At 44.0% G+C, this 22,654-nt stretch carries 19 protein-coding genes and 1 pseudogene; 12 read left to right on the top strand and 8 right to left on the bottom strand.

Features of this window, described 5'->3' with window-relative positions; all coding sequences use genetic code 11:
- Positions 1–79 precede the first annotated feature (79 nt).
- Both ACED28_RS13110 and ACED28_RS13105 read left to right on the top strand, forming a co-directional pair.
- Positions 80–1,354, top strand: coding sequence for an amino acid deaminase (locus ACED28_RS13110; RefSeq protein WP_371710015.1), 1,275 nt, complete (start codon positions 80–82; stop codon positions 1,352–1,354).
- Between the two features lie 117 nt (positions 1,355–1,471).
- A complete protein-coding gene (locus ACED28_RS13105; RefSeq protein WP_371710014.1) occupies positions 1,472–2,335 on the top strand; it encodes a MurR/RpiR family transcriptional regulator in 864 nt (287 codons plus the stop codon).
- Here ACED28_RS13105 and ACED28_RS13100 read toward each other — a convergent pair.
- Positions 2,332–2,871 (bottom strand): isochorismatase family protein, encoded by a 540-nt coding sequence (locus ACED28_RS13100; protein ID WP_371710013.1) that lies wholly within the window; start codon positions 2,869–2,871, stop codon positions 2,332–2,334. The genes ACED28_RS13105 and ACED28_RS13100 overlap by 4 nt on opposite strands.
- Before the next feature lie 192 nt (positions 2,872–3,063).
- Between ACED28_RS13100 and ACED28_RS13095 the strand changes: the two genes are divergently transcribed.
- The 6 genes and pseudogenes from ACED28_RS13095 to ACED28_RS13070 all read left to right on the top strand — a co-directional run bounded on the left by ACED28_RS13095 (position 3,064) and on the right by ACED28_RS13070 (position 8,154).
- Positions 3,064–3,648, top strand: coding sequence for a porin family protein (locus tag ACED28_RS13095; RefSeq protein ID WP_371708116.1), 585 nt, complete (start codon positions 3,064–3,066; stop codon positions 3,646–3,648).
- 232 nt (positions 3,649–3,880) lie between these two features.
- Positions 3,881–5,503 carry a phosphoethanolamine transferase gene (locus ACED28_RS13090; protein WP_371710012.1) on the top strand — a complete coding sequence of 541 codons (1,623 nt, stop codon included), beginning with the start codon at positions 3,881–3,883 and terminating at the stop codon, positions 5,501–5,503.
- Positions 5,504–5,830: 327 nt separating this feature from the next.
- Positions 5,831–6,766, top strand: a complete 936-nt coding sequence (locus ACED28_RS13085) for a CorA family divalent cation transporter (protein ID WP_371710011.1) — start codon at positions 5,831–5,833, stop codon at positions 6,764–6,766.
- The gene (locus tag ACED28_RS13080; RefSeq protein ID WP_009845990.1) at positions 6,766–7,311 is read left to right on the top strand and encodes a mechanosensitive ion channel family protein; all 546 of its coding nucleotides are present in this window, start codon (positions 6,766–6,768) and stop codon (positions 7,309–7,311) included. The genes ACED28_RS13085 and ACED28_RS13080 overlap by 1 nt, the downstream gene beginning before the upstream one ends.
- Positions 7,305–7,388: pseudogene (locus tag ACED28_RS13075) on the top strand (AraC family transcriptional regulator); the annotation flags it as partial. The gene ACED28_RS13080 and the pseudogene ACED28_RS13075, both read left to right, overlap by 7 nt.
- A 133-nt stretch (positions 7,389–7,521) precedes the next feature.
- Positions 7,522–8,154 carry an esterase/lipase family protein gene (locus tag ACED28_RS13070; RefSeq protein ID WP_371710010.1) on the top strand — a complete coding sequence of 211 codons (633 nt, stop codon included), beginning with the start codon at positions 7,522–7,524 and terminating at the stop codon, positions 8,152–8,154.
- 196 nt (positions 8,155–8,350) lie between these two features.
- Here ACED28_RS13070 and ACED28_RS13065 read toward each other — a convergent pair whose 3' ends face one another.
- Entirely contained in the window at positions 8,351–9,325 is a 975-nt protein-coding gene (locus ACED28_RS13065) for an arginine deiminase-related protein (RefSeq protein ID WP_009845992.1), read from the bottom strand.
- A 566-nt stretch (positions 9,326–9,891) separates the two neighbouring features.
- Between ACED28_RS13065 and ACED28_RS13060 the strand changes: the two genes are divergently transcribed.
- A complete protein-coding gene (locus ACED28_RS13060) occupies positions 9,892–11,742 on the top strand; it encodes an ABC transporter ATP-binding protein (protein ID WP_371710009.1) in 1,851 nt (616 codons plus the stop codon).
- A 297-nt stretch (positions 11,743–12,039) separates the two neighbouring features.
- Positions 12,040–12,744, top strand: a complete 705-nt coding sequence (locus ACED28_RS13055) for a DUF445 family protein (protein WP_009845994.1) — start codon at positions 12,040–12,042, stop codon at positions 12,742–12,744.
- A 109-nt stretch (positions 12,745–12,853) separates the two neighbouring features.
- On the opposite strand, the gene ACED28_RS13050 is transcribed toward ACED28_RS13055, so the two are convergent.
- The gene (locus ACED28_RS13050) at positions 12,854–13,342 is read right to left on the bottom strand and encodes an Lrp/AsnC family transcriptional regulator (RefSeq protein ID WP_009845995.1); all 489 of its coding nucleotides are present in this window, start codon (positions 13,340–13,342) and stop codon (positions 12,854–12,856) included.
- Positions 13,343–13,621: 279 nt separating this feature from the next.
- Between ACED28_RS13050 and ACED28_RS13045 the strand changes: the two genes are divergently transcribed.
- The gene (locus ACED28_RS13045) at positions 13,622–13,792 is read left to right on the top strand and encodes a hypothetical protein (RefSeq protein WP_009845996.1); all 171 of its coding nucleotides are present in this window, start codon (positions 13,622–13,624) and stop codon (positions 13,790–13,792) included.
- A 62-nt stretch (positions 13,793–13,854) separates the two neighbouring features.
- On the opposite strand, the gene ACED28_RS13040 is transcribed toward ACED28_RS13045, so the two are convergent.
- The 5 genes from ACED28_RS13040 to ACED28_RS13020 form a co-directional block, all read right to left on the bottom strand.
- Positions 13,855–14,025, bottom strand: coding sequence for a hypothetical protein (locus ACED28_RS13040; RefSeq protein WP_017097212.1), 171 nt, complete (start codon positions 14,023–14,025; stop codon positions 13,855–13,857).
- A 440-nt stretch (positions 14,026–14,465) separates the two neighbouring features.
- Positions 14,466–15,956: a sodium/proline symporter PutP gene (putP, locus tag ACED28_RS13035; protein ID WP_029222791.1), complete on the bottom strand. Its 1,491-nt coding sequence runs from the start codon at positions 15,954–15,956 to the stop codon at positions 14,466–14,468.
- 187 nt (positions 15,957–16,143) lie between these two features.
- On the bottom strand, positions 16,144–16,848 hold the full coding sequence (locus ACED28_RS13030) for a 1-pyrroline-5-carboxylate dehydrogenase (RefSeq protein ID WP_102248749.1): 705 nt from the start codon (positions 16,846–16,848) through the stop codon (positions 16,144–16,146).
- Between the two features lie 11 nt (positions 16,849–16,859).
- Positions 16,860–20,015 (bottom strand): bifunctional proline dehydrogenase/L-glutamate gamma-semialdehyde dehydrogenase PutA, encoded by a 3,156-nt coding sequence (gene putA, locus ACED28_RS13025; protein WP_371710008.1) that lies wholly within the window; start codon positions 20,013–20,015, stop codon positions 16,860–16,862.
- A 181-nt stretch (positions 20,016–20,196) separates the two neighbouring features.
- Positions 20,197–21,021 (bottom strand): AraC family transcriptional regulator, encoded by an 825-nt coding sequence (locus ACED28_RS13020; RefSeq protein WP_012600035.1) that lies wholly within the window; start codon positions 21,019–21,021, stop codon positions 20,197–20,199.
- A 498-nt stretch (positions 21,022–21,519) separates the two neighbouring features.
- On the opposite strand from ACED28_RS13020, the gene ACED28_RS13015 reads away from it, so the two are divergent.
- Entirely contained in the window at positions 21,520–22,629 is a 1,110-nt protein-coding gene (locus ACED28_RS13015; protein WP_009846003.1) for a PEGA domain-containing protein, read from the top strand.
- Positions 22,630–22,654: the final 25 nt, after the last annotated feature.

Below are 22,654 nucleotides of genomic sequence, written 5' to 3'. Positions count from 1 at the left end.
ATAGTTTCTATCACAAACAATAAGAATGATAAATTTATACACAACAAAACAACAACTTACATCATGTTAGGAATCAGTAATGAAAAATAACCCTGCACTCGAAAATGTTAGAAAGTATCAAAAAGAAGGTTTTATCTTGACTGAAAAAGGCCAAAAAGGGAGAGCGGTATCACAATCTGAGAACGGTGTTTATCGACTGATTGATGAAGATGTTTCGCTACCGATTGCGGTTATCAAGCAATCAGCCTTAACCAATAACCTAAATTGGATGCAATCATTCGCCGATCATCATCAGGTTAAATTATCGCCACACGGCAAAACCTCCATGACACCTGATTTTTTCCGCCAACAGCTAGAAAATGGCGCTTGGGGTATTACCGTCGCGACGCCTGCACAGGCCGAAATTGCCGCTATGGCGGGTGCGAAACGCATCATCATAGCTAACCAATTGGTGGGCAAAACCAACATGGCGATCATCGAACAACTTATTCGCGAGTTTGATGTCGATTTCTATTGTTGTGTGGATTCATCGATAAACGTGCAGCAACTTAACCAATATTTCTCTAATACAAAGCAGACGCTAAAAGTACTGATCGAATTTGGTGTGCCGGGTGGCCGTTGTGGTTGTCGTTCACCTCAAGAAGTTCTAGAGCTGGCGCAAACTATCCAAGATACGCCTGCGCTTTCGCTAGCGGGTATTGAGGTATACGAGGGTGTGATTCATGGCGACAATGCCGAGCAAGACATTCGCACCTTCTTAAATCAGGCGCTCACTTCGGTCGAAAGCCTGACATCAGATGGCCTAATTGCAGGGCAACCTATTATCACTGGCGCAGGCTCAGCTTGGTATGACGTGGTTGCAGAATGTTTGGCGAACCTAACCGATTACTTGGCGGTCATCCGCCCGGGCTGCTATGCCATTCACGACACAGGCATTTACCTAGACGCACAAAGCAAGGTGTTGCAACGCGCCCAAGTAAACCAAGGTTACGCGTGCGAATTAGGTGGTGATTTAGAATCGGCACTTGAGGTATGGGCGTATGTAATCTCTCGTCCGGAGCCAACAAAGTTAGTGGTTGGGCTAGGCAAGCGTGATGTGGCCTTTGATGCGGGTTTACCGATTGCTGAGCGTGGCTATCGCAATGGCGAAGCAATCTCAGTGAAAGGCTTAACCTCTACTGCGGTGATGGATCAACATACCTTTGTTGAAACCGATGGCTCTTCTGAGATTGAAGTGGGCGACATGATTGCTTTCTCGACCTCACACCCGTGTTTAACCTTCGACAAATGGCGCTACATTGCCATCAGCGATGACAATCATCAGGTAAGACACTGGGTAAAAACCTGTTTCTAGGTCGATTTTTCAATAAGCTAGAATCAACGAAACAATAAGATATACTAACGGGGCTAAGCTTTAGCGACCAATGACTAGGTATTAGCAAATAGCCCCATCAACAAAGGATCAGGATTCTTGAGTTTAGAAGTAGATATCATTTCACAGATAACAGAGCGTTTTCCTGCTCTTCGTGATGCAGAAAAGAAAGTCGCCAAGCTGATCATGGATGACATTGATTTTGCTGCTAATGCCAGCATCACAGAGCTAGCCGAAGGTGCTCAAGTGAGTGAAGCCACCATCACACGTTTTGCTAAAGCGATCGGTTGCAGCAACGTACGTGATATGAAGATTAAGTTGGCTCAGACGCTAACCGTTGGCCAGCGCTTTATCCTCGAACCTGTTGACCAAACGGGTTATCAAGGTATCTACGAATCAATCAAGCAGAGCCTAGATATCAACCGAACTCTGTTCAAAGAGCAAGACGTTGAAACTGCAGTGAACTGGCTACATAACGCCAGACAGATCATTGCTATCGGCATGGGTGGCGGTTCGACCATTGCTTCTCAAGAACTGCAACATCGACTGTTTCGTTTAGGCTACCCAGTGGTGTCGTACAACGACGGCTTGATGTCACGTATGGTAGCCGCCACGGCAGATGCCAATGATGTGATGGTGATGATTTCAGCGACAGGTTTTACGCCCGTGATCACTGAAACTGCCGAGTTAGCTAAGCAGTATGACCTTAAGATCATCGCGATTACCCCACAAGACACACCGCTGGCAAAAATTGCGGATATCTTGTTGCCAATCAAACATATGGAAACCGACTTCATCTACAAACCATCGGCTTCTCGCTACGCTATGTTGGCGTTAGTGGATGTGCTTTCGATGGGCATGGCGGTCAATCACAAGAACCGTTCGCGCGATAAACTGCGTCGCTTAAAGGTAGCGCTCGATTCTTATCGAGGCGGTGGCGATAGACAGCCTCTCGGTGATTAACGAATCAAGGATAGAATGAGCTTAAATTCACGCGCGCGGCAGTCCTTTACCAGTTCGTATAAGCTCATTTCCAATCCTGTGATTTCGATACCAGCATCCATTAGTCGACAGATTGCTAGATTCTTGTTGAGTGCCGTTCGCGAGCTAACACAGTCGCCAACTACCTGAACCTTGTACCCAAGTTCCAACAACCCCATTGCGGTTTGATAAACACAAATATGAGCCTCAATACCACACACTAACCAAGTCTCTACATCCTTGGCTTGAACCGCCTCAACAAACTTGGGCTCATCACACGCATTGAAAGTGAATTTAGGTATCGGCTTTACATCATTCAACAAGTCATTAAGTTCGTCGACTGTAGCACCTAGCTTCTCTGCATTCTGTTCCAAACGAATAATTGACAGACCCAAAACCTGCGCTCCTTGAGCTAACTTTCCGCAATTAGCAATCAGCGTATCGCTCTCATCAATAAGGCGTGCGAGCTTGCCTTGTACGTCCACAACCACCAAACCTGTGTTTTGTTTCGTTAGCATGTTTATTCCTTGTTTTAAACAGCCTGACTCACTAAGCAACCTGATGTGTATTTTTTCTACTATGTAACGATTCAGCTTACAAAGCCATACAGTAATACATACAAGACTACGGAATAATACTCACCAACGGTCGAAAGGTCGCAAAATAAAAATGATTGATACTGGCATGACATTTAAGAGTGAGTAACAAAGATGAACAAGATAACGAAATCAGCATTAGCACTGGGTTTAATCAGCGCAGTTTCTCTTCCAGCTTTAGCAGCAGGTACTGACGGCGGTGCGTACATTGGTGGCGGACTTAGTGTCTACCAAGATTCTGACACAGACGGTCACGGTAGCTTAGATTCAGATGGCATGGGCTACAACCTATACGGCGGCTACCAATTCAACCGTATCGTAGGTGTTGAACTTGGCTACACAGATTACGCAAACTACAAAAATAGCGCTGAAAAGCTGTCTCCGACGTCTGTTTCTTTGTCAGCAAATCTTGGTTACACATTCGACAACACAATCCGCCCATTCGTATTGGCTGGTTTAAGCTCTGTTGACCTAAACGCAAATAAGAGTGCTGGTTACGCTGATGACAGCGGTACGGGTTTCCACTTTGGTGTAGGTGTTGAATACACGCCAATCGAACACCTAACGCTACGCTTAATCTCGCAAGCGGATGCAGTAAGCGTAGACGACACGGTCCAATTTAGGAACTCTCAGATATCAGCTGGTGACCACACGCTTGCCTTCAACAGCATTAGCTTCGGTGGTTCATACAACTTCTAATGTGATTGAACCACATAGAATAAGCTGAACATACTAATTCACTTTGCTGTTCCACCTTGTCATGAAGGTCACTCAGTAAAGTGAATTTTTTGTATCTACACACCTTAGCGTCATTTCACTTTAACCAGTTTATCGCTCAGCGCCTTCTATTTGAGCTTTATGCATTGATATTAGAGCTTTCTTGGTAGCGAGACTAAAATAAAGGGATAAGTGACAGAGGAAGACAAGACCTATGAATCTACCACGCTTAAACATGTCGATAAACAAACTCCCTTTCGTTTTGGCAGTGTATTACCTGCTTGTCATTAACTTGCCTATCTCACGCGAACTGTTCAATATTCTTAGTGCCTCACAAGCCGAAAGCATTGGGTTTATCATCTCGATCCCATTTTTCTTTCTCGCCGCATTCAACTTTATCTTTCAAGTATTCAACTGGCCGATATTCGCCAAAGCTTTTTTTATCTTGTTACTACTTACTTCCTCTTTAGTCAGCTACAGCATGTTCAACTACGGCATTTTTGTAGACTATGGAATGATAGAAAACGTCTTCGAAACCAACAGCGGAGAGGCTGCTAGCTACCTAAGCAGCTATTCTATTTTATGGTTTGTTCTGATGGGAGGAGTCCCGTCACTGCTGCTTTTATTTACGGATCTTGAAAGAGAATCGTGGAAAGATTTTGCTATTTGGAAGGCGATTGGATTGCTCTCTTCGCTGATTGTCATAGCGATTATTGCTGGACTGTTTTACAAAGATTATGTGTCGATTGGTCGTAATAACTCTCATCTTAAAAAGATGATCATTCCGACCGAATACGTCGCTTCAACCGCAAAATACATCAACAATACTTACATCAAAGAACCGATTCCTTACCAAGAAATCGGCTTAGATGCGCAGCTAAAACCAGAAGCTAAACAAGCTGAAAAACCAACCTTATTGGTGTTTGTTCTTGGTGAAACAGCACGTGTATATAACTACCAATATTATGGCTATGAGAAAGAAACCAATGCTCATACCAAACCCTATAATCCGATCTTTTTCTCTGATGTTCAGTCATGCGGAACCGCCACTGCGGTTTCTGTGCCGTGTATGTTTTCTAACATGAACCGCAGCAACTACGATCGCGACAAAGCCTACAACCAAGATAACGTGGTCGACATTATGAACCGCGCGGGCATTCACTCTATCTGGCGAGAGCATGATGGGGGAGACAAAGCCGTCGCACATCGAATCAAAGAGATGACTCTCGCCGCCAAAGACAGCGACCCTTTATGTAATAACGATTTATGCTACGACACGGCAATGCTAGAGAACTTTGAGCAAGATACTCAAGTTCTTAAGCAAGATAGCATCATTTTCTATCACATTTCGGGGTCTCACGGGCCTACTTACTTTGAACGTTACCCTGACGAACATAAGAAGTTTACGCCAGACTGCGCTCGTGCAGACATTGAAAACTGCACCAAAGAGCAAGTGGTAAACACCTACGACAACACCATCTTGTACACAGATTTCTTTCTCTCACAGGCTATTCAGAAGCTAGAGAAACTCACCGATAAGTACAATGTCGCGCTGATGTACATTTCCGATCACGGAGAATCATTGGGAGAAAATGGCATCTACTTACACGGCATGCCTTATTCATTGGCACCGAAAGAACAAACCCATGTGCCTATGATCCTATGGATGTCTGATGGTTTCGCCGAGCAGAAAGGGATAAACCAGACCTGCTTAAGAAAGGCAGGCAAAGAACAGAGCTTCTCCCAAGATAACCTGTTCGACTCTTTACTCGGCCTAATGGATGTACAAACCAAAGAATATCGAGAGAACCAAGATATTTTTGCTGCGTGTCGGTAGTGCTTTTACTTATGTAAACCATCGGAAAACTCGAGTTGCCTGAACAAGCTCTCCTCAACTTCCCCTAAAAAGAAAAGACCTCGGTCTTTTCTTTTTTTCGTCGCTAACATGGAGCCAGAGTGCTAATTTATAACGACGAAACAATGAGCTACATTTAATAGACACAATAATGGAAGAGTCCGTCGTGCTCCAAAGACCAACCTGTCTTATTAGACTTTATCTCACTCACATCGCTCATTGAACTTACCAAGATTAAGCTCAGTTCAATACGGCACCTGAATGGCGCCACAATATCAATGTTTACGTCATATCATTAAGGACAAATGAATGGACGCTTTCATAATTTCAAGCTGGCAATTTTCTGAGGGTGTGGCACATGAACACACCACCAGCCCAGCCTCATTCGAGCAATCAACTTGGTATCACTGCCAAAGAGATGCTGACGGTTTGAGAGAATGGCTCCACAGTAATACGGTTCCAAATGCCATCATCGATTCATTACTCACCGATGACACCCGTCCTCGGTTCGAACAGTTTGGCCACGACTGTTTTTTGATGATTCTGCGAGGTATTAATCTAAACGAAGGTGCTAACCCTGACGACATGCTTAGCCTACGCATCTTATGGTACAAAGGCACTTTAATATCGACACGCAAAGTTCCTTCAAAAGCGGTCAGTAATCTGATATCTGATCTCAAACAAAACCAAGGCCCGACATCATTACCTGATGTATTACTGGGCATGATACGTGGAATCAACCACAGTATTTCAACCTTCCTAGTACCCGTCGAACTATTAATTGACGAGTTAGAATCTAACTCCAATATCGACATAAGATCCATTAACGCTCTACATTCAAGGCTACTCAGACTAAGGCGTTATTTGAAGCCACAGAAATACGTTTTTGAAGATTTAATGAGTGACCTACCTGCACCATTGAGTAATCACAACAGTCATATAAAGAACAGCCTTGATACCATCCTGAGAATTAACGAGTCTGTTGAGTTTTACATCGAACAAATTAATGTATTTTTAGCGAGCCTAAGTCAGCAACAAGCTGAAAAAATGAATAGAAATACGTACCTATTTTCTATCATTGCAGGTATTTTCCTCCCTGCTGGGTTTTTCACCGGTTTACTGGGTGTCAATATCGCGGGGATACCCGGAACAGATAACCCAATAGCATTCCCACTATTTTGCGTTGGGCTGCTCGTAGTCATAGCGGCAGAGGTCATTATTTTGAAAAAATTGAGGTTTATTTAATGGTTGAGTTTTTGCAATCCAATATGTGGCTTAGACAAGTAGTTTTAGGTTTACTTCTTATCACTGTGTATTGGGTGATCAAACGCTTAGGTAAGAACTGGATAGAAACATTAGCGGAAAATAAGCGTGTCGAATTGAAGCGAAAGCAGTTCGTGATTAAGTGTTTCAATATTGTTCTGTTTCTACTCTTCATCGCTGTGTTTACTATTGTTCTTAACTTGGGTTTTGGTGATATTTCGCTGTTCTTATCATCCATATTTGCGGTGCTGGGTGTCGCTTTATTCGCGCAATGGTCCATTCTAAGTAACCTCACAGCCAGCGTACTAATATTTTTTGTCTTCCCTTATCGCATTGGCGACAGAGTAAGAGTCGCGGAGAAAGACGAAGACATCAGCGGTGTGATCATCGATATCACCATGTTCCACGTTATTCTTCGACACAGTTCGGGTAACATTATCACCTACCCCAACAACCTGATTTTACAAAAAGGCGTGATAAAGGTTTTGGTTGAGCCTGAAGCAAAAAGTGAAGCTTCAATAAGGTAACAGGCCTAACACCGAATACCTATGCCAAACAAGGTGGCTTAACCATAGATGTGTATGGTGGAGTGAGATCGGAATAACTCATTCTTTATCTATAACGCACATTCTTTCTACAGTGAATACTCTGCCTGTTGTGTCCCATTAGCCGCAAGTTTTATTGAGTTTAGATTTGCTACTAAATATACTGGAGACACCATCAAACGGAGGACAAAAATGAATAATAAAAACAAACATATAGTTTTAGTTCATGGTCTATATATGCCTGCGTTGATCATGCAATATCTGGATAGAAACTTCAAAAAACGCGGCTTTACAACGCACAAGTTTGCCTACAACTCGCTGCGTTTCCCTTCTGCAGCCAAACGTCTCAATCGTTTCGTGAATGCTCGTTTTAATGAGTATGATGAGGTCTATTTTTTCGGTCACTCACTGGGTGGCTTGCTGATTCGTCATTACTTTAAATTCTACCAACCACACTTCGCCGACACCTGCATTATTACAGCAGGCACTCCGCACAATGGGGCAACCATCGCCAAAACACTGTCTAATCATGGGCTTGGATTTATATTTGGTTCAAGCAAAATGATCTTAAGCGATGGCTTGGGTGACTACGATATTGATGTGCCGATTGGCGTAATTACGGGTACCTACGACGCCGGAGTAGGACGGATTGTTCTGGGAAGAAACCCAGGGGATGGTACGGTCACTCTCGAAGACGCCAACCTGAGAGGAGCCACTGATACTTACGCCCTCAAACTCAACCACACAGCGCTGGTCTACTCTAAGGAAGTCGTAACACTGTCGGCTCAGTTCATTGAACACAGAGCTTTTAAGGACGCTTCATAGCTTTTGTGTTAGCTGTTTTCCGTTAACTTTTGTGCGCGTTAGCTCGTGTATCTAGCTCTGGTTCTCTTATTGCTGTTTTCTTACTTCTGGTAGACCGATACAAAGATAGATAAAAACAAAAATACCACTCTGCGATAAGAGTGGTATTCGAAGATCCATTACTGGAAATGAGCGCTTGCTATACTTTCTATACTTGCTACAGACGATTCACTCGGGTTGGTAAGAACACCTCGCCCAACATGCATCGCACCGAACCACCGCCGATGTCTTCGATCGTTTTCACGTTAAATGGTAGTAGCTTACCGTGCGTCGAAAGCTGAGCTAACTGAGCTGGAGAAAACGCATCGTAAGCCGATTGAGACATCGCGATCACCTTGTCGCCATTCACAGTTTCAAGCTGAAGGATGTTGCCACAGAAACGATTCATCTGATCGATTGAGATAGAGATAACTTGCTTGTCTTTGGCAAGAGACTTCACAACAAAGCGGCGCTCAAACTCTGGGATCACTTCATCACAGATCACGCAGAAGTTATCACCAATCGCCATCATCACATTGGTATGGTAAATCGGTTGACCAGACGGTAATGCCGTTTGGAACGAGACCACGCGAGAATAGCCAATGCGCTTCGCGTAATCTTCCAATACTTCGCGGTCACAACGTTGTGAAAGCGCAGCATAAATGGTCTTGTTGATATGGTCGATCACCATCACGCCTGTGCTCTCTAGATAAGAACCTTGAGCAACGTACGACTCCATAGACTCACTGTGATTAACAATGCGACCAGACGCTTCCAACGCTTCAATAAGTGCATTCGGCTTAACTTCATTTTGACGGTTTTCACACGCCATAGGGAAAGTGAATAGGCTTCCATCACTACAAGTACTGAACCAGTTATTAGGGAATACCGCATCCGGAGTTTCAACTCCTAATTCTGGGTAATCAAACTCTACAACTTGCACACCTTCTTTACGTAGCGAAACCACCATAGCCTTAAACTCGGCCATCGTTTCTAACTTTACCTCAGCTTCAGTCAGATCGACTCTGTGCTGAAACTCGTTATCACGGGCTGTTTCTTCGTTAAATTTAAATTCTTTTGGCGGCACCATAACAACGCAATTTGCGTTTTGAACATTAGTAATATGCAGTGATTTTTTGTGTAGGTTTAACATTTTAACCGTCCCTATCTTTTATTTACCTCAGAATTGTAAACAACTTGTTACAACAAAATTCACTGAAAATCACAATGATTTGAATATTTATCCCAAGTAATTACTGCGGATTTTAGATTAGTCGGTAATTTTTACTGCAAGATAACAGCACATCAGAAAGAACCAACTGTATGCATATTCGTTAAAGAATTTTCTGGATAAATATTCTCATTTCATTTTTCAGCTCCACACGAGTTTTGATTACAATTTAATCCATTTAACGTTAGGATTATCACCGTTGCATAACCATCAATTACGTTTGAAATAAGCTTAACTTTTCCTGTCTAATTCAATCTAAAATTAGCTTCATGAAAGACACTCTTTGGAAGTGTTCTGTGTCGCTTAAACCAAGTACTTACATAAGAACTAAACAAAAATCTATCGAATGGCTTAATACTTATAAGAACGCGTTGGCACTTATATAATTTCAAACTAAAACTGAAAAATTCAAATCAAGACTATAAAAACAAAGCTGCACATCACGATGCTCTAGCATCAAAGATGCAGTAGCTTATAAAGGGAAAACTATGTACAAGAAATTTGAAGGCTTTACTGAAGCCTTTCCAAAGGGAGAGCCGATACAACCTCCTACTGGAATACTGGCATTCTGCCGCCATTACACACGAGGTTTTGAAAAGCCGTTGATCTTGCTCGGATTGATGAGCATGACCATCGCGATCATCGAAGTTGCGCTGTTCGGTTACATGGGTCAACTGGTTGACTGGCTATCAACCAGCAACCCGGACACTTTCTTGGCAGACAACGAGTCGACACTGATGGGGCTCGGCGTTCTGCTGTTGGTCGTGATGCCAATCTTGATCAGTGTTTATTCGCTATTGCTTCACCAAACTTTGCTAGGCAACTATCCAATGTCGATTCGTTGGTTAGCTCACCGCTACCTTTTGAAGCAAAGTTTGTCGTTCTATCAAGATGACTTTGCCGGGCGTGTCGCGACCAAAGTGATGCAAACCTCGCTCGCGGTACGTGAAACCGTGACCAAAATGGTCGATGTGTTTGTTTACGTGACGGTTTACTTTACAGCGATGCTGTTCATGCTCGCTGAATCGGATTGGCGCTTAATGGCTCCAATGTTGATTTGGTTGTTCATTTACGTTGGCATTCAACTGCACTTCGTACCAAAGCTGAAAGACGTGTCTTCAGAACAAGCGGATGCTCGCTCGTTGATGACGGGTCGCATTGTGGATAGCTACACCAACATCGCTACGGTCAAACTTTTCTCTCATAGTAAAAGAGAAACCGAGTACGCAGAAGAAGGGATGGAAGGCTTCCTAGACACAGTCCATCGCCAAATGCGCTTGGTTACTGGCTTCAACATCTGCGTTGAATTCGCTAACTACTTGTTGGTGTTCAGCATTGCCGGTATCTCTATCTACCTATGGCTAGATAACGCGATCACCGTAGGTGCAATTGCGATTGCGGTCAGCTTAGCTCTGCGTATTAACGGCATGTCGAAATGGATCATGTGGGAAATAGGTGGTCTGTTTGAAAACCTAGGTACCGTGATTGACGGCATTAAAACACTGTCTAAGCCCATTGCTATCGAAGACAAAAAAGATGCGAAACCTTTGGACGTTCCACAAGGCGGTATCAACTTCGACAACGTGAGCTTTAACTACGGTGAGAATAAGGGTGTGATTAACAACCTAAACCTCAACATCAAACCGGGTGAAAAAGTCGGCTTGGTTGGCCGTTCAGGGGCAGGTAAATCGACCCTAGTTAACTTACTGCTGCGTTTCCACGATGTAGAAAGTGGTCGCATCCTGATTGATGACCAAGAGATCTCGAGCGTTACTCAAGATTCTCTGCGTAGCAACATCGGCATGGTGACTCAAGATACCTCACTGCTGCACCGTTCGATCAAAGACAACATTCTTTACGGGAGTCCTGACGCATCAGATGAAGAAGTGTATGCCGCAACCAAACAGGCACACGCTCATGAGTTTATCGAAACGCTAACCGACCCGTTTGGCAACGTTGGCTACGATGCTCAAGTGGGTGAACGTGGCGTTAAGCTTTCTGGTGGGCAGCGTCAACGTGTCGCTATCTCACGTGTACTTCTGAAGAATGCTCCGCTGTTGGTTCTAGATGAAGCCACATCAGCTCTCGATTCTGAGGTTGAAGCTGCGATACAAGAGAGCTTGATTGAACTAATGGAAGGCAAAACGGTTATCGCGATTGCACACCGTTTATCGACGATTGCAGCAATGGACCGTTTGATCGTACTCGACCAAGGTAATATCGTTGAAGAAGGCACGCACCAAGAGCTGATTCACCAAAATGGTATCTATGCTCAATTGTGGAATCACCAGACTGGTGGCTTTATTGGTGATGATCTTGAACAGACAACGAGCGCTTAATCTATATTCCATTTTAAAAGTGCGGCGTAATTCACACCAAAATGTTAATTGGCGGTAAATTACACATGGCAGAATGTTATGTCGTAATCATATAATGACATTAACAGCAATGACGCTTCGCTTGCGCGTTCTGGAATAAGGCTAGACTTCGGGGGGAGGCTAGCCTTTTTTATGCCTGTTATTCTCTGCCCCTTTCTCATCTGTTTTCATTGGTTCTATAAACTTCATCGATCCTTTTGTTTTTTTCTTGGCGTTTTTTTCTTAAAATGCGCGCAGTATTCTTTTTAGAGATCAACCATGAACAAAAGTGTCTTAACTAACGTTATTGCATTAGCACTGCTTGCTGGCGGCTATGCGACAGCAAACCAATACTTGCTTTACGCAGGTTTATTCGCATTTTCTGGTGCTATCACCAACTGGCTTGCGATTCACATGTTGTTCGAGAAAGTACCCGGCCTATATGGTTCTGGCGTTATTCCTGCGCGCTTTGAAGAGTTCAAGGCAGCCATCAAACAACTGATGATGGAACAGTTCTTTACCGAAAGTAACATCGACCGTTTTCTTAGTAGTGAGATGACAGGAAAGTCACTCAACCTAGAGCCTGTGATCAAGAAGATCGACTTTAACCCTGCATTCGAATCGCTGGTGCATGTTATCGAAAACTCACAATTTGGTGGCATGCTAGCGATGGTTGGCGGCACTGAAGCACTACAGCCAATGAAAGCGCCATTCGTGGAGAAGATGCAAGAGTCTGTGATTGAAATCAGCAAGAGCGATTCGGTAAAAAATGCTATCAAGGATGAACTTGAATCGCCTGCAATGATGGATGAAATTAAAGAGAACATTGAGGCGATCATCGATCAGCGCTTGAATGAACTGACTCCAAAACTGGTTAAAGAGATGGTTCAGACCATGATCAAAAAACACCTTGGTTGGTTGGTCGTTTGGGGTGGGGTATTCGGCGGTGTGATTGGTTTAATCTCTGCCGCAATTACGCTGTAAGGCGGAGAAGTTTATCCGATTGCTCTTTATCTGACGTTCAACAAAAAATGGAAGCTTATTGGCTTCCATTTTTTATATCTAAATAACCTTGGTAAGGCGAAGCCGGTCACTATTTTATGGTGGCCAACAGCTCAGGGTTAACACCAAAGCCCTTCTTGTGTTCTTCAATCACCACTTCGCTGCGTGTTTGAATCACACCTGGCAGGGTGCCCAACTTAGTTGCCATAAATGCTTGATACGCCTTCATGTCTTTTACTCGAACCTTGATCATGGTGTCAAAATCCCCCGACAGCGAATAGCACTCTTCTACTTCAGGCATCGTTTCAACCGCTTGGGCAAATTTATCAAAAATTGAAAAGCTGGTTTGATCGAGGCGAATATGGATAAACACTTGAACATCGAGCCCCAACTTTTCTGAACAAAGCTCAGCATGATAGCCTGTGATGTAGCCCACTTTTTCCAATCGCTTCAACCTATCAGAGCAAGGTGAAGTCGTTAGGTTGACCTGTTTCGCTAGTTCAACGACGGGCAAACGGCCTTTCATATGCAGAATTCTTAGTATCTCTTTATCGATACGATCGAGTTGATGCTGAGACATAATATTCCTTAAACATTCTAGATTGCGCTCAGTATATTCCATACTAAGAGCAATCGAAGAAAACCTTGCTCACACATTTAGAAAACTAAATAGACCATTCCTATTCACGTTAAATATAAAACCGAACAGAGCGATAACACCCCTTATAAATCAAACTCCAGTTATTAACAAATTATTATAGAAATGACCCGATTAACAAATAAGTTGAGCCAGAAACGAAAGAAAGGATATAGACCAAAGTGAATAATAGAATTCTCAAAGAGAAAGGATGACTCTATTATGAAAACGCAAGAACTCGCATATAAACCTTACGGAATCGGTTCATGGACACACGTAACGGTATCAAAAGATGTTGCCCAAGCACTCGCAAGTGAATACTCAAACTATGGCTGGGAAGTTAAGATTGATGGCAATGTCGTCGAGGCAGAACCTTCACTAAAAGCGGCATAAAAAACGAAAAAACCTCCATCAGGGAGGTTTTTAAATCTAAGTTAGTAAGCACTTACTACAATCTAAGCCAGACCAACTTGGGGAACTGCAGTTCCTGTTTCACAACGACAGTTACACGTTCGACAGAAGTGTTGAGTTTCCATGTCGTAGTACAGGTTTCCACTAAATAGCTTTGACGTCCATTGCATCATACGGCCAGAGGTTGTCTCAGGCTCAGATTCACAACGTTTCATTATAGACTTATGTAGTGTTGTTTTTTTACATCCTTTGCAATAGAGATCAGGCATACCTTTGTCCTATAGGTCTTTAGTGGTTACTGATAATTGACACATGATGTCCAATTCAGTGTAATAATTCACCGAGCTAATAACAAAAGTGAGCGCCAAGTTCAAAAAATAGCCATTTTATCGGTTATTTTTTGACATCAAGCGCTATGAAAAGCCTTTATCTTCTATTTATTTCCCTTCTATCATTTGGTTTCGATTTACATTGTAAACCTCATAACAGCCGTGCTTCTTCTGTATCCTACTGGTTTTTTATAAGACAAAGGTAGTGCCCACATAAAAAAATAGAGCCACCGAAGTGACTCTATTACTTTTATTTTTCAATTTCTTTTTACAATTGCTTTTTAGCTAATGTTCTTTGCTAATTCACATATGTTTTACAATGTAAATTAGTCTAGCTCAACTAGGTTCTTCTTGAACTCAGCGTGTTGCTTTTTCACTTCGTCTTCTGGCTCACCAGTCATTAGACTCACAATAACGATAGAAAGCGTCGATAGGATGATTCCCGGTACGATTTCGTAAACATCGAACCAACCGCCCGTGAACTGCTTCCAAAGTACAATCGTAACACCACCAACCACGATACCCGCTAGAGCGCCGTTACGGTTCATACGAGACCAGTATAGGCTTAATACGATTGCAGGACCGAATGCAGCACCAAAACCAGCCCATGCGTAAGATACAAGGCCAAGTACTGAGCTGTCTGGTGTCATCGCCAGAACAAGAGCAACAAGAGAAATTAGAATAACCGCGAAACGGCCGACACGAACAATCTCTTCTGACGTTGCGTCTTTCTTCAAAACTTGCTTATACAGGTCTTCTGCCATTGCAGATGAAGAAACAAGAAGTTGTGAATCCGCAGTACTCATGATTGCCGCTAGAATGGCAGCAAGTAGGATGCCGGCGATTACTGGGTGGAACATCGCGTTCACAAGAAGCATGAAGATCTTCTCGCCATCGTCTAGCTTAGGTGCGCCAGAGTTCGTCACATAGATTAGACCAACAAGACCCACAAGCATTGCACCAATCATAGACAGTGCAGTCCAGATAACGGCAATGCGGCGCGCTGTTGTTAGGTCTTTATTACTACGTGTTGCTTTGAAACGCGCAAGGATGTGTGGTTGACCGAAGTAACCCAAACCCCATGCCGCTAGTGAGATGATCGCAATAGCAGACAGTGGCTCACCCTTCGCATCATTCCATAGCGTTAGCAGCTCTGGGTTGATGTTGTGTAGGTCGCTAGAAAGCTGACCTAGGCCACCGTTCATTGCCGCGATTGGTACAATCAATAGCGCTGCAGACATGAGTAGACCTTGAACCAAGTCAGTCCAAGATACCGCTAGGAAACCACCAAACAGAGTGTACGAAACTACACAGACTGTACCGATAATTACCGCTGTTGTGTAATCAAGGCCGAATACCGTTTCAAACAATTTACCACCTGCTACCAAGCCTGAACTTGTGTAGAAAAGGAAGAATAAAAGGATAAAGAAAGCAGAAATTGTTTGGATCAGCTTAGAATTATCATTGAAACGACGAGATAGGAACTCAGGCAGCGTCAGTGATTCAGTCGTAATGCTGTAAGTACGTAGACGTTTTGCACTGATTAACCAGTTTGCCCAAGTACCAACAAGTAGACCACCAGCAAGCCAAAATGCTTCAAAGCCAGCAGCGTAAGCGTAACCTGGCAGGCCAAGTAGCAACCAACCACTCATGTCTGATGCGCCAGCAGAAAGTGCAGCAGGCCATGGGCCTAACGAACGACCACCTAGGAAGTAGTCTGTTGAGTTAGATGTACGTTTGTAAGCAATAACACCGATCGCTAGCATCATAATTAGATACGCAATGAACGTCGTCGTTATTGCAAAACTGTTTTCTATCATTTGATAGTCCTCATTTTGTAGAAAGCCTTCCATGCCTAATTCAATGCAAGACACTCACCGTAAAGGCAAGCGAGTGCATTGAGTTAGGTATTGAGGCTCCAATGCACTATGAATTAAATCCAAAGATGGAGAAAACCCAACAATGGAAAAAACCAAAAGTGCTTAGAGCCAATTTTACTGAAGGTTAGTGAGCTTCGCTTCCAAGTTCGAGCAAGGTCGCGTTACCGCCCACGGCTGTTATATTTATAGTTCGCGTACGCTCGGTAATGAAGCGCAGCGATAGGTGTGGATCATTAGCAACATTCATTGTCGCCAGATCCGTTTCAGCTACTAAACCGACGATTGCACCGTCACGCTTAGCAAGCTGTAAATTGATAGCTTGTGCCGTTTGCGAGTTACCTACGTAACCCACGCTACGTACATCGCAAGACAACAACTGTTGAGCAGCGTCGTACGAGGCAACTTGCACCAAGTTAGTTGGCAAGTTCGCCGACTTAGCTGCGTCTGCAACTAAGGTATTGAACTGCACATCATCACTGCACAATTGAACGCTGTTACCTGCCAATAGCGCAGCAGTAATCAAAGCCATTGCAGTTTGCAGCGCTGGCACTTTCACTTCGCAATCATCAACAATCACCAAAGCCACACCGCGACCTGCGGCATATAGCTCATTGGTTTCGCCCGTAGGACCTGCCATTAGGTGATGTTCAGAAAGCAGTGCTGAGGCTTGCTCTAGATGATAAGTCGCCACCGTCGCCAAAGGCGCAGATTGACTTTCGATCTCTGATTTAAGCGCAAGTACCTGAGCACTCTTGTAATCAAAATCGGTAAGGTTCCATTGTTCCCACGCTAGCAAAGCATCAGAAAAACCTGTCACTTGATGAACCATGATAATGCTCCTTATGCCTTGTCTTGTGATTGAGAGAAATGAACATCAGTAAAGCGGTATAGGTAGTGAGGACCACCCGCTTTAGGGCCAGTACCTGACAAACCTTGACCACCAAATGGTTGAACACCAACAACGGCGCCCACTTGATCACGGTTAATGTAGCAGTTACCCACACGAACGTGTTTTTCGATCCAACGGTAAGTTGTCTCGTTACGGCTGTGGATACCCATGGTTAAGCCAAAGCCCGTTTGGTTGATTTGGTCTACCACTTGCGCTAGCTCACTCGCTTTGAAGCGAACAATGTGTAGCACTGGGCCAAACTGTTCTTCTTTCAAGCAGTTGATGTCATCAATTTCAAAAGCACTTGGTGGAACAAAATCACCATGTTCACAATCACTACCTAGAGAAAGTTGAGCCACCTTCTTCTGGGTATTGGTCATGTTTTCTAAGTGCGCCATTAGCTTCTGTTTTGCGTTTTGGTCGATAACAGGGCCAACATCGGTTTTATGAAGGTGTGGAATGCCAACACTCAGCTCGTCCATTGCACCGTGAATCAATCCAACCACGCGGTCTGCAATGTCTTCTTGGATGTAAAGCACACGTAGTGCAGAACAACGCTGACCTGCTGAAGCGAATGCTGAACGAATCACATCACGAACTACCTGTTCAGGCAGTGCAGTACTGTCGACGATCATCGCATTCTGGCCGCCTGTTTCCGCAATAAACGGAACTGGCTTAGCATTACGAGTGGCTAATGACACATTGATACGCTGTGCCGTTGGTGTAGAACCAGTAAAGGCAACGCCCGCAATCGCATCATGACTGGTGAGCGCACTGCCGATCTCAGCACCGCGACCCAGTAGTAGCTGAATCGTGCCAGCAGGGAAGCCCGCTTCATTCATCAGTTCAACCGCACGAGCAGCAATCAAGCTTGTTTGCTCGGCAGGCTTAGCCACAACCGTATTACCCGCCACTAGTGCTGCAGTAATTTGGCCAAGGAAGATAGCTAGAGGGAAGTTCCAAGGGCTGATACAAACGAACACACCACGACCTTGTCGAGAAGCGATTCGTGTTTGGCCATCAAAACCTTTTAGTTCGAAACCTTGTAGATTGTCAGCTTGTTTTGCGTAGTAACGACAGAAATCGACTGCTTCACGTACTTCATCAACACTATCGTGAATTGTCTTACCCGCTTCTTGATGACAAATCGCCACCAGCTCAGCGAGGTTGTCTTCCATCAGGTCAGCCAACTTATCAAGTGCAGCCGCTTTGGTTTCAACCGAAGTTGCGTTCCAATCAGCGAATGCTGCGTCTGCGCCAGTGATCGCTGCGGAAACATGATCAAGGTTAGCAAAAGCCACCTGACCCACATGAATACGACGATCATAAGGTGCCGTCACTTGCTCAACGTTCTGATCAGCCTTGATCATGCTTTCGGCAAGAGATTCACCGTTGATCACAGGGCCCGCAGTCCATTGGTTGTTTAAGAAGCTTTTTACTTTCTCTTCAAATTGATGCGCTTCGCTTTCAATATCAATGTTCACACCGTAAGAGTTCTTACGCTCAGGGAATACCGCTGGAGGCAGAGGAATCTTAGTGTTGTGCAATGTATCGAATGCCAGAAGCATATCGACAGGATGTTGAGTCAGCTCTGCCACAGGGCAACGCGCATCAACTAGGCGGTGGACAAACGAGCTGTTTGCACCATTTTCTAACAAGCGACGTACTAGGTATGGCAGTAGATCTTTATGGCTACCAACCGGTGCGTAGATACGTACCGACTGTTGGTAAGCTTCCATCGCATGGTTGTACAGAGAATCACCCATGCCGTGTAAGCGTTGGAATTCAAAGTCTTTATGGTCGGTCATGACGGCAATAGCAGAAACCGTATGAGCGTTGTGGCTCGCAAACTGCGGGAAGATATTGCCACGAACGCTTGGGCTCAATAGGTAACGCGCACATGCAAGGTAAGCTACGTCTGTCGCTTCTTTACGTGTGTAAACTGGGTAATCAGTAAAGCCAGCTTGTTGCGACCATTTGATTTCGCTGTCCCAGTACGCGCCTTTCACCAAGCGAAGCGGGATCAAATCACCCTGCTCTTTCGCTAGGCGGTTTAGCCATACTAGAACCGGTAGTGCACGCTTTGAGTAGGCTTGAATAACCAGACCAAATTTACCCCAACCTTTTACAAGATCAGTACGGTACAGTTTTTCGAATAATTTAAGAGAAAGCTCTAGGCGATCCGCTTCTTCCGCATCAATCGTAATCGCAACATCGAGCTCTACTGCACGGCGCAATAGCTGCTCTAGCGTGTCGCAAAGTTCGGTCAGTACGCGCTCTTCGTTCGCCACTTCATAACGTGGGTGAAGCGCAGAAAGCTTGATAGATACCGATGGCGCAGGGCTCGATTTTGAAGAGACCTTCGATTCTGGAGAAACATAGTTGTCTCGACCTACGGCTTCAATCGCCATTAGGTAATCTTTGAAGTATTTGTTTGCGTCTGCAGTGGTCAGTGCCGCTTCACCTAGCATGTCGTATGAGTAGGTAAAACCTTTATCACGCATAGACTTACCGTTCTTCTGCGCTTCAGCAATGCTGCGGCCAAGAACAAATTGGTGACCCATCACCTTCATTGCTTGGTGCATCGCTTTGCGAATTACCGGCTCAGAAAGCTTGTTCACTAAACGGTTAACCGCTTGACCTGCACTCTGCTCTTTAGATGAAAGTCCAACCACCTTGCCTGTTAGCATTAATCCCCAAGTGGATGCGTTAACAAATACTGAGTCTGAATTCTTTAGGTGAGATTTCCAATCCGCAACGCTTAGTTTGTCACGAATCAGAGCATCAGCGGTTGCTGAATCAGGAATACGCATCAAGGCTTCCGCCAGACACATTAGCAAGATGCCCTCTTGAGTATCTAAGCTGTATTCAAGCAACAATGCATCGATCATCTGGATAGAAGTCTTATCCGCACGGATAGCTTCGATCAATGATGTCGTTTTGTCTGTGATCTGCTGCTTTTCTGACTCAGAAGGGGTAGCTAGCGGCAGAAGTTGCTCTAGCCATTGGGTTTCATCCACCATATATAATGGTGAGATAAGCGACCATAGATCAGCAAGCGACTGCTCGTTGAATTCTGGCTTTAACACATCAGTAGCTGTAAACATGCGTTTTCCTTAATCTCACACCCGGAATTAGCCCGGGATCTCTACAATGGCTGCAGTGTATTTAGAGTATATAAGGATTACTTGTCAAAAACTCCGAGTTTTTTGCTAAAAACTCGCTTTATTAACAAAACAAACACATGGTCACATATGAAACTTTAAAATAATATGCCGTTTTGTTTCACTATTTAACAGAAATTTTCTTTTTGTATTGAGATGGTGACATGCCTTGAAGGCGTGAAAAGGTGTGAGTAAAGGAAGATTGACCGGAGAAACCAGCCAGTTCAGCGACCTGACCAAGGCTGAGGTTACCTTGTTCGATTAAACGACGAGATCGGTCGATACGCTTGCCTAACACGTACTGATGCGGGGTAATGCCCATTTGATCTTTGAATAGCATGTGGAACTGGCTTTCACCCAGAAACACACTGCCTGCAAGCTGCGCGACGGAGATCTTATTTGCTAAATGCTGTTCTATGTAGCGATCCAACGCTTCAAGATCAAAGCGTGAATCTTTGATTGAGGTTTCAAATGCCGAGATGTGTCTTTGCATCAGCGCGATCACCGTATCATTACAGGCTCGGCTTAGTAGAAGATCATTAGGACTGGCCTGCATTTCTTGCACCAACATATGGATAAGCTTTTGAATTTGCGCGTCTAATTGGAAGTAGACGTTCGATGATTCTAACTGATTGATCTTCTCTAGCATCAGAGGGTCATCATCCGTTGGCACTGGCATATTGAGTACTAGGATGTCCGACTGGCCAACCACACCACCGAAAGCATGATCAGAGCTCGCCGTTACCACACAACCTTGACCTGGGCCGACAAGATTGCCTTTACCGCTCACTTCAAATTCAGCCTGACCTTTTAAACCAATCACCACCTGCGAATAATGATGATCGTGACAGTCCATATGCGAAGGCAAAGTTATGATTTCCGCGGGTCGGGGGCCAGTAAGCCCTAGCGGAGACAAGTCTAGGTTTGGAAAGGGTAAAGGTTTTGGCATGACAGCAAAGTACTTAGGTCGACATGATAAGAATAATACTCTGAAATCTGCAGAAGATGAATTTGTAAATGATCATGAGAGTTGTTTTCTCTTCTTCAAAGAAAGATCATTATTGATAACCACGTGATCATGTCTCCGGAAGTATGATCAAGTGAGCCCAAACTACGGGCTTTGTAAAGTCAACCTTCCAATATTTAGGCCACTCTTCCTTGTTCCAAGAGCAAATAAATCTGAACACCAAAAGTCAAAGCAAGTCACAAATGGAAACCAAATGACTACACCATAACGACAATATTTTCTTATATAGCTCAATTATTTCGGTGTAAATATGTAAAAAGTGTATCCGAAGTAGCGAAACTTAGCTTTTGAGTAGATTGGAGGGCAATAAAACGGTATAAAGACGGGTACTGTGTTAATTGCTAATAACTAGTGACTGACAACTAGGAAGTAGACACTTTATTAACGAGCCAATTTTAAATATACAAGTTGCAGGGACCTATGACTAACTTTCGAATTTCAGCGCTTTTACTTGCGCTATCCCCACTTTGGGTATCTGCATCGTTATCAGCTGAAGAACTGAATCAAGTCGATCCCGTTTCAGCTATCGATGCAAAGCTAACAGAGAAAAACTCAGATATTGAGCGTATTTCAGCGACCAAAGTATCGGCAACTGAGACCTTAAAACAACTTCAAAACCAGAACAGTAAGTTGTTACGTGAAGGTGAAGAGTTAAAGGCAAAACGTAACCGAGCTAAATCTGTACTCGACAAACAATACAGTCGCTTACTTGACGATCCAGAAACGGATCTGGTTTCTTTTCAGAAAGGATACCAAGATGCTTGGGCTGCGGTTAAAGAGAATCAATCGTCTCAGCTAGATAATCAGCAAGCGATGAATGAGAACGAAATTTACCTTTCTCAAATTAAGCAAAAGCAAGCTCGTTTGAATAATGAGCTGGCTAACTTGAAAGAATCAAAAGTTGAAGCTCGCGTTAAACGTATTGCAACAGAACTTCGTGAAAGTGCCGTTCTTGAAACGAGCTACACCACCACATGTTCATCAACAATGACACTGGGTGAGTGTATTGCTCAAGGTAAACACCTGACGAAGCAGAAAGCAGTACAAAACTTCAAGAGCAAATTACTTGAACAGCTCACAGAAAGCACTCTTGCGAAGCAAAACTTACAAGGTGTTCAATTGAACATTCATGTTCAAGACAGCCAAGCAATCAAGAGCGGTTTCTCTGGAAACAACTCTTACTTTGTGCAGATGCAAGCTCAACTTCAAGCAAAACCGGAAGCGATTGCAGCATGTAACTTATTGAACGTTTCAACTCGCTACTGTTTAACGGACAGCGACGTTAAGGTTACAAAGAAGAGCGACAAGCAGTGGGCAAACGTGATGGTACGTTCTGATCAGTACAATGACTCAGTAACTATCAACGGCATTAAATACGGCAGCACACCCCTAGAGGTTTCGCTACCGAGCGGTCGTCACCAAGTAACCATTTCAAAAGAAGGTTACGAGTCATACAACCGCACAGTGACTATCAACGGCAGCGATACTATTTGGGTGAAACTCCTTCCTAGTAAAGAAAATGAAATCTAAATATATAAAGCTAAGCCTGATATAA

Origin of the sequence: Vibrio sp. 1F253 (genome assembly GCF_041439295.1) — a bacterium.
Classification (GTDB): domain Bacteria; phylum Pseudomonadota; class Gammaproteobacteria; order Enterobacterales; family Vibrionaceae; genus Vibrio; species Vibrio tasmaniensis_A.
This window is presented reverse-complemented; position numbering and strand designations above follow the sequence as displayed.

Excerpts from the sequence above, each read along its gene's own strand:
- ACED28_RS13110 (WP_371710015.1), top strand. The coding sequence starts at position 80 with ATGAAAAATAACCCTGCACTCGAAAATGTTAGAAAGTATCAAAAAGAA.
- ACED28_RS13100 (WP_371710013.1), bottom strand. The coding sequence starts at position 2,871 with ATGCTAACGAAACAAAACACAGGTTTGGTGGTTGTGGACGTACAAGGC.
- ACED28_RS13095 (WP_371708116.1), top strand. The coding sequence starts at position 3,064 with ATGAACAAGATAACGAAATCAGCATTAGCACTGGGTTTAATCAGCGCA.
- ACED28_RS13090 (WP_371710012.1), top strand. The coding sequence starts at position 3,881 with ATGAATCTACCACGCTTAAACATGTCGATAAACAAACTCCCTTTCGTT.
- ACED28_RS13085 (WP_371710011.1), top strand. The coding sequence starts at position 5,831 with ATGGACGCTTTCATAATTTCAAGCTGGCAATTTTCTGAGGGTGTGGCA.
- ACED28_RS13080 (WP_009845990.1), top strand. The coding sequence starts at position 6,766 with ATGGTTGAGTTTTTGCAATCCAATATGTGGCTTAGACAAGTAGTTTTA.
- ACED28_RS13070 (WP_371710010.1), top strand. The coding sequence starts at position 7,522 with ATGAATAATAAAAACAAACATATAGTTTTAGTTCATGGTCTATATATG.
- ACED28_RS13065 (WP_009845992.1), bottom strand. The coding sequence starts at position 9,325 with ATGTTAAACCTACACAAAAAATCACTGCATATTACTAATGTTCAAAAC.
- ACED28_RS13060 (WP_371710009.1), top strand. The coding sequence starts at position 9,892 with ATGTACAAGAAATTTGAAGGCTTTACTGAAGCCTTTCCAAAGGGAGAG.
- ACED28_RS13055 (WP_009845994.1), top strand. The coding sequence starts at position 12,040 with ATGAACAAAAGTGTCTTAACTAACGTTATTGCATTAGCACTGCTTGCT.
- ACED28_RS13050 (WP_009845995.1), bottom strand. The coding sequence starts at position 13,342 with ATGTCTCAGCATCAACTCGATCGTATCGATAAAGAGATACTAAGAATT.
- ACED28_RS13045 (WP_009845996.1), top strand. The coding sequence starts at position 13,622 with ATGAAAACGCAAGAACTCGCATATAAACCTTACGGAATCGGTTCATGG.
- ACED28_RS13040 (WP_017097212.1), bottom strand. The coding sequence starts at position 14,025 with ATGAAACGTTGTGAATCTGAGCCTGAGACAACCTCTGGCCGTATGATG.
- ACED28_RS13030 (WP_102248749.1), bottom strand. The coding sequence starts at position 16,848 with ATGGTTCATCAAGTGACAGGTTTTTCTGATGCTTTGCTAGCGTGGGAA.
- putA (WP_371710008.1), bottom strand. The coding sequence starts at position 20,015 with ATGTTTACAGCTACTGATGTGTTAAAGCCAGAATTCAACGAGCAGTCG.
- ACED28_RS13020 (WP_012600035.1), bottom strand. The coding sequence starts at position 21,021 with ATGCCAAAACCTTTACCCTTTCCAAACCTAGACTTGTCTCCGCTAGGG.
- ACED28_RS13015 (WP_009846003.1), top strand. The coding sequence starts at position 21,520 with ATGACTAACTTTCGAATTTCAGCGCTTTTACTTGCGCTATCCCCACTT.